This window comes from Microcoleus sp. D2_18a_B4, assembly GCF_036702475.1.
Taxonomy (GTDB): domain Bacteria; phylum Cyanobacteriota; class Cyanobacteriia; order Cyanobacteriales; family Microcoleaceae; genus Microcoleus.
Window position 1 is genome coordinate 103109 of record NZ_JAUBTL010000012.1, and the last position, 14078, is coordinate 117186.

Annotated in this window: 9 protein-coding genes and 1 pseudogene; 4 read left to right on the plus strand and 6 right to left on the minus strand. The window is 46.3% G+C overall.

Translation table 11 applies throughout. From position 1 onward, the window contains the following. Positions 1 to 31: 31 nt before the first annotated feature. The 3 genes from QUB04_RS09840 to QUB04_RS09850 form a co-directional block, all read right to left on the minus strand. Positions 32 to 271, minus strand: coding sequence for a hypothetical protein (locus tag QUB04_RS09840; RefSeq protein ID WP_333283747.1), 240 nt, complete (start codon positions 269 to 271; stop codon positions 32 to 34). After that, positions 271 to 6087 carry a HAMP domain-containing protein gene (locus QUB04_RS09845; protein ID WP_333283749.1) on the minus strand — a complete coding sequence of 1939 codons (5817 nt, stop codon included), beginning with the start codon at positions 6085 to 6087 and terminating at the stop codon, positions 271 to 273. Before QUB04_RS09845 ends, QUB04_RS09840 begins: the two co-directional genes overlap by 1 nt. 292 nt (positions 6088 to 6379) lie before the next feature. Continuing rightward, positions 6380 to 8494 (minus strand): FAD-dependent oxidoreductase, encoded by a 2115-nt coding sequence (locus QUB04_RS09850; protein WP_333283812.1) that lies wholly within the window; start codon positions 8492 to 8494, stop codon positions 6380 to 6382. A 161-nt stretch (positions 8495 to 8655) separates the two neighbouring features. Between QUB04_RS09850 and QUB04_RS09855 the strand changes: the two genes are divergently transcribed. From QUB04_RS09855 to QUB04_RS09865, 3 genes are all read left to right on the plus strand, one after another. Beyond that, positions 8656 to 9168 carry a hypothetical protein gene (locus tag QUB04_RS09855; protein WP_333283751.1) on the plus strand — a complete coding sequence of 171 codons (513 nt, stop codon included), beginning with the start codon at positions 8656 to 8658 and terminating at the stop codon, positions 9166 to 9168. A gap of 90 nt (positions 9169 to 9258) precedes the next feature. After that, positions 9259 to 10023, plus strand: coding sequence for an aldolase/citrate lyase family protein (locus tag QUB04_RS09860; protein ID WP_333283753.1), 765 nt, complete (start codon positions 9259 to 9261; stop codon positions 10021 to 10023). Between the two features lie 201 nt (positions 10024 to 10224). After that, entirely contained in the window at positions 10225 to 10893 is a 669-nt protein-coding gene (locus QUB04_RS09865; protein WP_333283755.1) for a 2OG-Fe dioxygenase family protein, read from the plus strand. A 314-nt stretch (positions 10894 to 11207) separates the two neighbouring features. Here QUB04_RS09865 and QUB04_RS09870 read toward each other — a convergent pair whose 3' ends face one another. The 3 genes from QUB04_RS09870 to QUB04_RS09880 form a co-directional block, all read right to left on the minus strand. Further along, positions 11208 to 11636 (minus strand): hypothetical protein, encoded by a 429-nt coding sequence (locus tag QUB04_RS09870; RefSeq protein ID WP_333283757.1) that lies wholly within the window; start codon positions 11634 to 11636, stop codon positions 11208 to 11210. 416 nt (positions 11637 to 12052) lie between these two features. Beyond that, on the minus strand, positions 12053 to 12466 hold the full coding sequence (locus QUB04_RS09875; protein WP_190657739.1) for a nuclear transport factor 2 family protein: 414 nt from the start codon (positions 12464 to 12466) through the stop codon (positions 12053 to 12055). Between the two features lie 76 nt (positions 12467 to 12542). Continuing rightward, positions 12543 to 13382: a Uma2 family endonuclease gene (locus QUB04_RS09880; RefSeq protein WP_333283759.1), complete on the minus strand. Its 840-nt coding sequence runs from the start codon at positions 13380 to 13382 to the stop codon at positions 12543 to 12545. A 233-nt stretch (positions 13383 to 13615) separates the two neighbouring features. Here QUB04_RS09880 and QUB04_RS09885 point away from each other — a divergent pair. Further along, positions 13616 to 14074 (plus strand): annotated as a pseudogene (locus QUB04_RS09885) (Uma2 family endonuclease); the annotation flags it as partial. Positions 14075 to 14078: the final 4 nt, after the last annotated feature.

Genomic DNA, 14078 nt, shown 5'->3' on the forward strand with positions numbered 1-14078 from the left:
TGGGCATTGTTGACTGTTCACTGTTGACTGTTCACTGTTGACTGTTGACTGTTAACTGTTCACTGTTCACTGTTGACTGTTGACTGTTCACTGTTAACTGCTGACTGCTGACTAATGACTGTTGACTAATGACTAATGACAACTGCCAACTGACAACTGCCAACTGCCAACTGACAACTGCCAACTGACAACTGCCAACTGCCAACTGCCAACTGACAACTGCCAACTGACAACTGCCAACAGTCAACTGCCAACTGACAACTGACTTCATTATCGATAAAGCCAGACACGCAGCAGCGAGAGCAACTGTTCCGTATCAACAGGTTTGGTAATATAGTCAGACGCACCAGCTTCGATACATTTTTCCCGATCGCCCTTCATAGCTTTCGCAGTAAGAGCAATCATGGGCAAGGAAGCAAATTGAGGCATTTTACGAATGGCTTGCATTGTTTCGTAACCGTCCATCTCTGGCATCATCACGTCCATCAACACAATATTTATGTCAGGCGTATTTTGCAATTTAGCAATGCCCTCTCTGCCATTCTCAGCATACTCAATTTGCATTTTATGGCGCTCCAACATACTTGTGAGGGCGAAAATATTCCGCATATCGTCGTCAACAATCAAGACTGTTTTGCCCGAGAGCGTCGAATCGGTTTGATACAATTGCTCTAGCATTTGGCGCTTCGGTTCCGGCAAATTTGCTTGGACTCGGTGCAAAAACAAAGCTGTTTCATCTAACAAACGTTCCGGCGATCGCACATCTTTAACAATGATTGTTTCCGCCATGCGCTTGAGTTGAGTTTCTTCGGCTTTCGTCAACTCTTTGCCCGTATAAATAATAATCGGCAGACTTTTTAAAATTGCATCTTGCTTGATTTGCTCGATCAGTTCAAAACCAGTCATATCTGGCAGTCCCAAATCGAGTACAACGCAGTCAAAATGCCCCGATCTTAAAGTTGCTAGCGCCTCTGCACCACTCCCCACAGCCGTGGTACAAACATCGTGATTGCCGATTAAATCCACAATGCTCAGACGCTGCGTTTCGTCGTCTTCCACGACTAGCAGATTCTTGACTCGCCGATCGACAAAACCCTTAATATCAGCCAAAGCTTTGCTCAAAGCTTCGCTGCTAACAGGTTTTTGCAAATAGGCGATCGCCCCTAACTGCAAACTGCGCTGCCGCCCTTCTTCAACTGATACAATGTGAACCGGAATGTGGCGCGTACTTGGGTCGTGCTTCAAGCGATCGAGCACTGTCCAGCCATCCATCACAGGCAAATTTAGATCCAGCATAATCGCAGTTGGCTTGAACTCTCGCGCCATCGCCAAACCGATATCGCTCCGCAAAGCCACCAAACCTTTAAAACCCTGTTCCTGCGCCATATCCAACAGAATTCGAGCGAAGTTTACATCATCCTCGACAATCAACAGCACGCGATCGCCACTCTCAATATTTTCTCGGTCATCAGCGATAATAGGTGATGGATAAGCGGCGATCGGCAAGTGGAAATTCGGCGCAGGAACTGCGGAAGAAATAGCAGGCGGCAATTGAGCCGTTTGCTTGCCCATTCCCGATCCCGTATCCTTCATTATTCGCGATTCTTGGTAAGTTTGCGGCAGATAAAGCGTGAACTTACTACCCTCACCAGGGCGACTTGTCAATTTAATTTCTCCGCCTAACAGATTAGCGATTTCTCTACTAATTGACAAACCCAAACCCGTGCCCCCGTATTTGCGGCTAGTGCTACCATCCGCTTGTTGGAAAGCCTCAAAAATAACCCTGTGTTTTTCAGCCGAAATCCCAATCCCCGTATCGCTAACCGAGAAAGCCAAAACAGTAGGGGAACTCGTTAAACTTTCTATTTCTAAATTCCACCCTGCCCGCGCTACTTCGACACGCAATTTCACCTCGCCCCGTTCTGTAAACTTAAACGCATTAGAGAGAAGATTCTTCAAAACTTGTTGCAGCCGTTTAGCATCAGTATAGAGACCTTTTGGCAACCCAGCCTCAAGCTCTAATTGAAAACTCAACTTCTTATCCTGGGCGATTTGGCGGAAAGTTCGATCCAAATGATCTCGCAAGTCCGTAAACAACACTTGCTCAATTTCCACTGACATCGTGCCTGATTCAATCTTAGCGAGATCCAAGATGTCATTAATCAGCCCTAACAAATCTGTGCCCGCCGAGTAAATTGTGCGCGTGTATTCAACTTGCTTCAGAGTCAAATTGCCTTCAGTATTGTCAGAAAGCAATCGAGCGAGAATCAACAGCGAATTCAGCGGAGTTCGCAACTCGTGAGACATATTTGCCAGAAACTCCGACTTATACTTAGAAGTTAGAGCCAACTGTTCCGCTCTTTCTTCCAACAACCCCCTCGCCTGTTCGATATCTCGGTTTTTCCGCTCAACTTCCTTATTTTGCAGCGCTAGCAATTCAGCTTGTTCTTCTAATTCTTCATTCGTTTGTTGCAACTCTTCCTGCTGACTCTTCAACAGTTCCTCAGATGCGCGGAGCGACTGCGCTTGTTGTTCGAGGCGCTTGTTAGTTTCCGTTAGTTCCTTTTGCTGAGTTTGCAACTCTTCTGCCAAAGACTGCGACTGTTTCAGCAACTCTTCCGTCCGCATACTCGCCGCAATTGTATTTAAGACAATGGCAATACTTTCTGTAAGTTGGTCGAGAAATGTCAAGTGTATTTCGCTGAATCGGCGGAACGAAGCTAACTCGATTACTGCCGTCACTTGTCCCTCAAATAGTACGGGTAAAACCACGACATTCAACGGCGTAGATTCTCCCAGTCCCGATCCAATTTTAACGTAGTTTTCCGGTACCTCAGTCAACAGGATTCGTTCCTTTTCCAGGGCGCACTGTCCTACCAAACCTTCGCCTAAATGGAATCTATTTCCTAACTGTTTGCGTTCGCGGTATGCGTAGGTACTTAACAGTTTGAGAAACGGATCGTGTTCCACAGCTTCCATCATAAAGAATACGCCATGCTGAGCAGAAACCAGCGGCGTCAATTCTGAGAGAATTAGTTTAGAAACAGTTTCTAAATCCCGCTGACCTTGTAGCATTCGAGTGAACTTAGCAAGGTTTGTTTTCAGCCAATCTTGCTCAGTATTCTTCTGCGTGGTCTCCCGGAGATTGGCAATCATCTGGTTAATGTTGTCCTTAACAATGGCAACTTCTCCTTCAGTGGCGACGGAAATTGACCTCGTTAAATCGCCTCTGGTAACAGCAATTGCCACTTCGGCGATCGCCCGCAGTTGAGTAGTCAAATTCGCCGCCAATTCATTCACATTATCCGTCAAATCTCGCCACGTCCCCGCCGCACCCGGAACCTTGGCCTGGCCGCCCAATTTCCCTTCAATTCCCACTTCCCGCGCCACTGTAGTAACTTGATCGGCAAACGTCGCCAGCGTATCAATCATCTCGTTAATCGTATCTGCCAGAGTCGCAATTTCTCCCTTAGCTTCCAGCATTAATTTGCGCTTCAAATCGCCATTCGCCACCGCCGTCACAACCTTAGCAATACCCCGCACTTGCGCTGTTAAATTCCCCGCCATCGAGTTTACATTGTCGGTTAAATCTTTCCAAGTTCCCGCAACTCCTTTCACGTCAGCTTGACCGCCCAATTTACCCTCAGTTCCCACCTCCCGCGCCACCCGCGTCACCTCAGAAGCGAAGGAATTAAGCTGATCCACCATCACGTTAATAGTGTCTTTCAGTTCAAGAATTTCGCCTTTGACATCCACGGTAATTTTCTTAGACAAATCGCCATTTGCCACCGCTTTCGTCACTTCCGCAATATTCCGCACCTGCGCCGTCAAATTCCCCGCCATCAAGTTAACATTATCAGTTAAATCTTTCCAAGTTCCCCCTACACCCCGCACATAAGCTTGCACACCTAATTTACCTTCCGTTCCCACTTCCCTAGCAACTCTGGTTACTTCCGATGCGAAGGAACTCAACTGATCCACCATGATGTTAATCGTGTTTTTCAGTTCGAGAATTTCCCCTTTCACATCTACAGTAATTTTTTTAGACAAGTCGCCATTTGCCACAGCCGTTGTCACTTCCGCAATGTTACGGACTTGGGCTGTTAAATTCCCCGCCATCGAGTTAACTGAATCCGTTAAATCTTTCCAGGTTCCGGCAACTCCTTTAACTTCAGCTTGCACGCCTAATTTCCCTTCGGTTCCCACTTCCCTAGCAACCCTGGTTACTTCCGAAGCGAAGGAATTTAATTGATCCACCATCGTGTTGACGGTGTTTTTTAACTCCAGAATTTCACCTTTAACATCAACAGTAATTTTCTTCGACAAGTCGCCATTTGCCACAGCCGTTGTAACAGCAGCAATATTCCTTACTTGTTCGGTCAAACTACCCGCCATAAAATTAACTGAATCCGTTAAATCCTTCCAAGTTCCTGCTACGCCTCGGACATCTGCTTGACCGCCCAGTTTACCTTCCGAACCCACTTCTCTCGCAACCCTGGTTACTTCAGATGCGAAGGAATTAAGCTGATCCACCATCACGTTAATGGTGTTTTTCAGTTCTAAAATTTCGCCTTTAACCTGTACCGTAATTTTTTTAGATAAGTCACCGTTAGCAACAGCCGTCGTCACCTCAGCAATGTTGCGGACTTGTGCTGTTAAATTGCCGGCCATTGAGTTAACTGAATCCGTTAAATCTTTCCAAGTTCCTGCAACTTCCTGCACTTCTGCTTGTACGCCTAATTTCCCTTCGGTTCCCACTTCCCTAGCCACCCTGGTTACTTCAGATGCGAAGGAATTTAACTGGTCAACCATCGTGTTGACGGTGTTTTTGAGTTCGAGAATTTCCCCTTTAACATCTACGGTAATTTTCTTTGATAAATCGCCCTTTGCCACAGCGGTTGTTACTTCAGCGATGTTCCGCACTTGTGCTGTCAAACTGCCTGCCATGAAGTTAACGCTATCCGTTAAATCCTTCCAAGTTCCGGCAACTCCTTTAACTTCTGCTTGACCGCCGAGTTTGCCTTCGGAACCTACTTCTCTCGCCACCCGCGTTACTTCAGATGCGAAGGAATTTAACTGATCCACCATGATGTTAATCGTGTTTTTTAACTCCAGAATTTCACCTTTAACATCTACTGTAATTTTTTTAGATAAGTCACCATTTGCCACAGCCGTCGTCACTTCCGCAATGTTCCGTACTTGTGCGGTAAGATTGCCGGCCATTGAGTTAACTGAATCCGTTAAATCTTTCCAGGTTCCTGCAACTCCCCGCACTTCAGCTTGCACCCCTAATTTCCCTTCTGTTCCTACTTCCCTCGCCACCCGTGTTACTTCCGATGCGAAGGAACTCAACTGATCCACCATGATGTTAATCGTGTTTTTCAGTTCGAGAATTTCCCCTTTAACATCTACTGTAATTTTCTTGGATAAATCGCCATTTGCCACAGCGGTTGTCACGTCAGCAATGTTGCGGACTTGGGCTGTTAAATTCCCGGCCATCGAGTTAACTGAATCCGTTAAATCTTTCCAGGTTCCGGCAACTCCTTTAACTTCAGCTTGCACGCCTAATTTCCCTTCGGTTCCCACTTCCCTAGCTACCCGCGTTACTTCCGACGCAAAGGAGCTCAACTGGTCTACCATTGTGTTAACAATTTGCGCTGTTTGGAGGAATTCTCCTTTGAGGGGTCTGTCTTCTATTTCTAGGGCGATGGTTTGCGATAAATCTCCTTTTGCTACGGCGCGAATTACTCTGGCGGTTTCAGAGGTTGGTTGCACTAAATCTGTAATTAGGGTATTGACAGAGTTGACGCTAGCTGCCCATGACCCCTCGGCGCTGCCGATGGTGGCCCGCTGGGCGATTTTGCCTTCTTTACCGACAACTGTGCCGATGCGATCGAGTTCGGCCGCCATTCTCTCATTGAGTTCGATAATTTCGTTAAGTTCGTCAGCAATTTTCCCCGCTAGACCGGTCTGGTCTATGGGCATCCGAACTGAAAAGTCCCCTTTTTTGACTGCCACTAAGGTTCTAAGTAACTGTTTGGCATAACCATTATTGGAATTGGGGCTTGTTATCTGTGCAGTTGACATGACCGTTACCTTTGACGAGTTTGAAGGGGAAGGGGGGAAGATTTTTGAGATTATTGATATTATCCAACTAAAGCAGTGTCTGATTGCTTCTATTGAAAGATAGATGACAAATTGCGGTTTATCAGCTATTTTGTGACTGGTTATTTTCTACTGGTTAGCAGGCTCTTCTTGGTAAGCAATTAATTGTGGGGTGTCAGGAACAGGCCCGAAAGCCTGTTCCACCCTGTTCCACAAAGAGTGAATTTTATTGTAGGGGGGGCAGGATGTCCGCCCTACAGATTACCAACTGCGATTATTTCCAATTTTGCCACGAACTATTGAAAATAGAAGTACCCGGAAAGGCGATCGGATTAGCATTTTGTTGCAACCGCAACTGCAACACTTCCAAGTTTGGCTCGCGGGACGGCAATTCGTCCACTAATTCATAAGGGAGAATCCCCTTTTCTAGGGAAAAAGCAGCCGTAACTCCCGCCGCCACACCTGCAGACCATTCAAAAGAATGCACTCGATAAGCAGCGGCCGCTGTGTGGCTAACAGCAATACTTTTACCTGCCACTAACATATTGTCAATTTTCTGGGGAATCATTGCCCGCAGCGGAATTTGGAAGGGATAAGCTTGCCCTTGACCTTTGCGAGTGCCTTCCCGTTCGGTATTTCCCGGTGCTTCCGGCGGACTGTTAGTCATGCAGGGGTGAAAGTCGATCGCATAATGACCGATACCCACAGAATCAGGATAAATCGTAGCGCGCGATCGCGATTTTGTATCCTCAACAGATTGACTTCCCACAGCCAAAGCCGGCGCATTCAAACCACCCACAGCTAACCACAACTTCCGATACTCTTCCTCCGACAAATTCTGGCGGTAAAAATCAGCCGTAAAGTCAGTGCGAGACATATCAACTTCCCACACCGTAAAACCTTGAGCCTGATTGAAACTCGGCCGCCCAATAATGCGCCGGCCCTCCCGCATATAAGGATATTTAGAAAGTCCGTGCACCGTCCCCATCGGCGAATCCAAACCGCTCAAAAAACGATTGTTTGGATTAGGCTTTTTGACTCCATCTCCTAGCTGCGAGTCAGTAGTTCCTGTTACCAGCCAGTAGAAAAATCCTTTGGCATTTTCCTCTCCTCTTCGCAAAGTTTCCGTTCGCAAACCGCCCATCCATCCCCCCGGTTGCAGTTGACCGGACTCTTGCAACTGCTCGCGAGTGTAAATTAAATTATCTTGAGAATTGCCGGGACGATAGTCATTGCCCCAAGTCCAGTTTTGCATCGAAATATCCCCCGGATAAATCGGGTATTGCTTCGGGTCTGAAGGTCGCTTTTGATCCGGTCTCATGCTCCTAATTTGGCGGTAGCTAAAAACTAAGGGAAAGCTCGCCAGTCTCTGCAATTCGTAACTGTAGTAAGGAGCGTATTGTTGATAAAAAGACGGGACTTGATGCTGCTGCGGTTCCTTCGTTGCCTCCATTGCAAAGGTGTAGGTAAAACCTTGAGTGCAGTAAGCGTCGCCGGTGGGGCTGGCTGAGGAAGGTTCGAGAGGGGAACGCGGGTCAATTCCGAGGCGGTAGGGAACATCGGCAAGTCCGATCAATTCACCTGTTTCGGTGGCATCTACAACGTACCAATCAGCACCCCCCCTACTGCCAGAAGGGGAGGAACTTGTGGAATTCCCTCCGCTTCTGGGGTTAGAGGGGGTTCCAGATGCTTTAGGAATAAACTGAATAATAGTTTTGTTAAATCGCGGAGAATTTTCGTAGCGATAGGCATCTTCGATAGTCTGAGAAAGAGTTTCGGTGTTGATTGGTGGGGTGTTGGGGGCTGGTTTGTGTTGAATGGCGATCGCACTTTTAATTTGTTGACCCCCAACCGTATTCCCCGCCACAGCAGGAGTAATTGCTAGTTCTTTAATAACTGTATTGGGAAACCATTTCAGCGTGCCTTTGCCTTTTCTAGCGGCATCCTGCAAGATGTTAAATAGAATTTTGTGACCGTCGTAGGGCATGAAACACGAATAGCTAACCCAACAGCCTCCGGGATTTAGCCGGCCGTAATGTTCCTTGATCCGCTCCCGCAATTCTAGGTAGCCACGGGGGTAAAATAAGAGCGATCGCTGAGTATCTCTTTCATCGAGTGCGGAAGTTCCCTGGGAGGAAATTTGACCGCCTACCCAGTCAGTAATTTCAGTGAGGCAAACTGTGCGCCCAGCCAGCAAACCTTCGTAAGCGGTAGCAGCGCCTGCAAGCCCGCCGCCTGCTACTAGAATGTCGCAAGTTTCTGCATTGTCTGGATTACGGGGAGGTGCGGCAAATACTGGCGAAATGTTCCCAATCGCGGAAATTATGCCGAGGGTGAGGCTAAGGATCGATCGACCTTTGACCAAAAATAGATACTGTCGAAGTTTCATCGGAGATTGGGGAATTAATTGTGACATAGCGCGAAAAACACTCATCCCATCTAAATGTTTATTTTGCAGTATACTGGTATTTCGCGGTGTTGTCAGGGAAAACTTTTTTAGAAAAGAGGCATTAATACCAGCAACAACTATTGAACAGCCGGATGAACCTTATGCTCAAAATCGTCAAAATTTTTAGGTCATTGATTCCTTTTGAGAGTTTAACAATTACCACCAGTTTGACTTATTCGGAAGTTTTACGCAGGTTGGACGAAGTTGTTACTCCTCCCAAAGTTTTTAGAATAATTATACCCTTTGGCCCGCCACCTGCGAAACCCTATGAAGGAACGATTTCTGGCAAAACCTTCAAAATCAATCGCATCATCATCGGGAGACATTTATTGTTCCCAATTATACAAGGAGATATACATACTCAACAATTCGGTTGTTCCATCAAAATTAGGATGAGTTTACATAAAACAGTTATAGGACTTCTGATTCTTTGGCTGTGGACAACTGGCAGTATTGGAATGTTTGCTTTATTTGCTTGGTTAGTAGAACCATCCGTGGGAGCCATATTTTTACCAATCTTAGGAATGTTTATTGTTGGCTGGCTTTTGTGCTTGATTCCCTTTAAGAGAGAAGCAAAAGCAGCTACCAAATTTTTGTCTATTCTGTTAACCTAAAGTAATTCATCACGACAATATTTTAGCTGTATTCTTAAAAAGAATCTGGCTTCATCTGCGCTAAAAAAACTCAATTTTCCGGGATTACCCATGCGTCCAAACCAACTCAAACAAAAAATTAAACAAGGCGAAACAGTCCTAGGTTTATTTATGAACTGCGCTTATCCCGCATTCATAGAAATATGCGGTCACGCTGGATTTGATTTCGCCGTTATCGACATGGAACACGGGCCCCTACACTCGCTTGCTGCTGAAGATTTGTGTCGCGCCGCCGACTGCACCGGAATTGCACCGATTATTCGCGTCCGCAAAAACGATGGGCCACAAATTCAACGAGCTCTCGACATCGGCAGTGCAGGCGTTCAAATACCTCAAATTGAAAGCAAAATCGATGCCGAAACCGCTGTCAAAAGCGCTAAATACAGTCCTCTGGGCACGCGAGGCCTTTCCTTTGCTACGCGGGCCGGACTTTACACCGCTGCAGGTACAAATATCACCGACAAACTCAACGAAGAATCCTTAGTTGTGATTCATGTCGAAGGCAAAGGCGGCATCGACAACCTTGCGGAAATTGTTACTGTGCCGCAGGTGGACGTGATTTTTCTAGGGCCTTACGATTTGTCACAGTCGATCGGCATTCCCGGCCAAGTCCGCGATCCCCGCGTCATCGACATGATGCAGGAGGCAGTGCAAACCATCCGCAAAGCAGGCAAAGCCGCAGGTACTTTTGCCGAAAACCCCGAAATCGCCCAGCAGTGGATTGATGCTGGCGTTCAGTACGTCGCACTTGGGGTCGATGTTGCCGTTTTCCTGCGGGCCTGTCAGTCGCTGGTGAAAGCAGTCAATCGATTTTAGATTTTAGATTTTAGATTTTAGATTTGGGATTTTGGATTAAAAGAAGAACCAGCCCCGGATTCATCTTGCAAGCTTTACGATATCTTTGCAATTTTTGTAGTGTCTTTTACGACACATACAAAAAACCTGCGCTAGAGTAGAAGCATACACCTCCTCCAGGCTAAATTAGGGAGGGGAGCAAGGCTTCAGGGAGTAAAATCTATGAAAACCGTATTAGAATCCATTCATTTGGATTATGCTTTCATGTTTACTTTCAAAAAAGTAAACTCGATTAAGCTAGAAGGTTTCAAGGAATTTTTTGACGATATGCCTGTCGATCCGTATGTGAAAGGTAAGTATCGTTCGAGAAGATTATCGCGGTTTGCAGTCAACGGAAATGAGTTAGTTAAGTTACCTCACGGCTATTTGTATCAAAGCAAAACATACAATCCGCGAGTGGGTGATATCAGGCGGGAATTTGCCGAATTGGACGATCGACTAATTGCCCTCGATAATTTCAAACAGATGATTTTTGCTTTTTTCGATTCCTGCAAAATTCACCCGGAAGCTGAAATCGGCATCCATCAAATCAGGACGACTTGTTCGCCGCACAATTTTGGCAACCCCGCACCGGAAGGCATCCACCAAGACGGTACTGACTTTATCGGGATTTTCTCGGTGGACAGAACTAATATTGTAGGCGGGGAAACGCATTTGTACTTGGCTAAAAGAGAGAAGCCTGTTTTTAATAAAATTCTGCATCCGGGAGAATTGCTGTTAGTTAACGACCATGAGTTTTTCCACTTTACTACGCCGATTAAACCGGAATCTGAAGGGGTGGGAACCAGGGATGTCTTTGTGCTGACTTCTCCGAGTTTGCTTACCGATTGAGGATACAGTCTGGGACGAATAACCTAATGATGTAATACCAATTTAATGTGAAGTTGCACATATCTCGATCCCCCTCGCATACCCCCTACTCCCCCTGATTGTTGGGGAGTAGGGGTTGACTTTGAGAAGAATCTTGTCCCCCCCTTAGTAGGGGCGGTGCCCCCGTGCCCGCCCTCTTGGCTAGGGGGGATCGGATTCTATGCAACCTCATAAAAAATTGGTATAAGGTGCGCGCCGCGCACCTTACTCCGATTACCCATTACTGCATCCAACATATCGCCTTTTGGTTGCGCCCCCACCCATCTCGATCGTGGTTAATGCTTGGGAAAATCGATTCCTGAAATTGATATTCCTTCCATCTTCTCCACATATCGTCCTTGAGCCGCTACACACTCTGCCATTTTTTTAGCTTGTATGGGTTGACTCCTTCGATCGGGCGAGGTACCTCTATACTCCCATGTACCGCGAATGTCGCCAGAGAATGCTTTTCCATTGTTTTTTAATACTAGCTCTGTGCCAGTGGCATCAATATAGTATTTCCCCTTTTCCACAGACACGCTGCTAATTGTGATTGATTCGACTCCTTTGTAGGGATTTGCAGGGCCATCAACGATCTTGATGCAGATTCTATTGTTTTGATGTGCAATCTCTCTACGGGAGTTATTGAACATTGTTCCTTGAGCGTAGTAAGCTCCTGTGGGTAGAATTGTAGAGCCTTGTGGATTACTTTGAGCAGATGACAATGATGAGTTTGACAGAAGGAGAGAACTAACAATTAGTGTTGCGATCGCCAAAATTTTCATTTGCAACAAAACTCCATTAAAACTGTTTTTTCAGATTCTACACGATCGCAGAGGCTCTATAAACTTCTCTAGAGTTCTTGCACAAGTCAAATTCACCCGCCGCAAGTCCCCCTTATTAAGGGTGGAAACAAGAATAATCTTGCCTCCTCCCCTGATTCAAGGGGAGGGTTGGGGTGCTTTGTATTTTTGCAAGAGTTCTAATCATGACTCAAGTCCTTACTACAAACCTTTCGTTCGTAGTGAGGACTTTAGTCCTCTTTCTGGCCTTGAGTCAATCATGACTAAAGTCCTGACTACAAACTTGCCTATTTTCCTAAAAAACCAGGTTTATGCGTCTAACAACTCACCGATAAATCTTATCGAAACTTCCGTTCAGATTCTTGAATCGGAACATCATTAATGCTAGCTTCACGTCTTCGCATTAACCCATTTTCGGCAAATTCCCACTGTTCATTACCATAGGCGCGATACCAGTAGCCAGAATCATCGTGCCACTCATACTCAAATCGAACAGAAATCCGATTGTCTGTAAAACTCCACAGTTCTTTCTTTAAACGGTAATCTAGTTCCTTTGCCCATTTTCGTCTTAAAAAAGCCTTGATTTCTTCCCGGCCACTGAAGAATTCGGCACGGTTTCGCCACTGAGAATCTTCCGTATAAGCTAAGGCTACTCGTTCAGGATCGCGGGTATTCCAGGCATCTTCAGCAGCTTGAACTTTGGCTTTAGCCGTTTCCAACGTAAAGGGCGGTAGAGGTGGTTTAGTTTCCATCAGCTTGGTTTTTTGTGATTATAAAAGATTAGGTGCGAGATGCTCGCGCTACAGAGATAGTTTTGGGACTTTGATATCAATCCTCAGCATCGGGATCGATTCCCATTGCTCGCAGTCTATCCGCTAACTGGGCGGCTTTTCGCTCTGCTTGTTCGGCTCTTTCCCGTTCTTGCTCAGCTCTTTCCCGTTCTTGTTCGGCTCTTTCCCGTTCTTGTTCGGTTCTAGCCCGCTCAATTTCAACTTGTTCGGAGCCAGTTAACAGCAAATTCCCCTGCGAATCCCACCACCGCAGCCAAAGCAGTTCTTGATTTTGATAGCTTCCCTGCCACAGTCCCAATTCTACATCTAGTACAGGAATGGGATAGTGACCGCGTTCGTTTGGCTCCATCCTTCGATACACAAAATCTATCAGGTGATAGACTTCTAAATTGCCAGTTCTCATTTCATAAATGCCGTAGTAAGGAATGCGGATAATTCTCTCGTACACCCAAAACTTACCGGGTTTAGTTGTTGTACCGTCAGGGGCGACTGTCAGGGGAGTACGATCGCGCTCTTCCTCTCCATTACCGCTAGCAAATTCTAAAGCAATGAACGGAGCCATGTGTTCCCGCCAAAGTACATAAGAACGGCGAAAACCGTCAAGTGTTGCCGGTACATTCGGCACGTAAAACCAATCCGGTGCTTCTGCACCTCGCTCTGGCGGGTCAGTTTCTCGCCAGTAAATCCCGCAATCTTGCCCGATCGCATATTGTCCGTCTGGATGCAGCAGCTCTACAACCGGCCCGATAGAATCTGTCAAAATGATGCTCTGGGGATGCTCCTGAAAATTTTTCACAAATGTACCGTCTTCGTCTGGCAATTGCGTGTGGTCGGGGAATGCAGGAGGCAAACCTGTAGCAGTTATTGTCTCATTCATAGCCTTTTCCGTGCAGTTATTGTTCATTGTACTGCGAAATTTTAGATCCTTCTGATTTGAGACTTTAGCTAATATTCGCTAATATGGAAAAGCGATCGTAAAAGGTAACTCAGATGGTTGTCGCAATTTCTAAAGCAGGATTTGGTACAGGTGCGGCTTTCCTGTCAAACGTGACATGGGAGACTCGGGAAAAGTTGGATGCAGATTTGGCATAAACTGGGGCGCATTTAACTTATTTGGATGGGTGTTTAGAAATTATGGCTCCTTTTTCTGAGGAACATGAAGAATCTAGAAACACTTTAGATCAGCTTTTAGAGATTTATATGCGGACGAAGGACATTCGTTTCTACGGGCGCGGCAGTACAACCATCGGGATGAAGGAGTTGGGTGCACGGAAAGAACCAGATGAGTCTTATTGTTTGGGTACGCGCAAGTCGGTTCCAGATTTGGCGATCGAGGTGAGAGTGACGAGTGGTGGAATTGATACGCTGGAAATCTATCGTCGTGTGGGAGTGCAGGAGGTTTGGTTTTGGGAGGATGGGGTAATTTCGGTTTATTGCTTGCGTTCTACGGGATATGAGTTGGTGAGTAAGAGCGAACTTTTGCCGGAGTTGGATTTGCGATCGATCGAGTTTTATTCGCGGATGGCCGACCAATATGATGCGGTGAATGCTTTTATGCGATCGATGTAGAAGT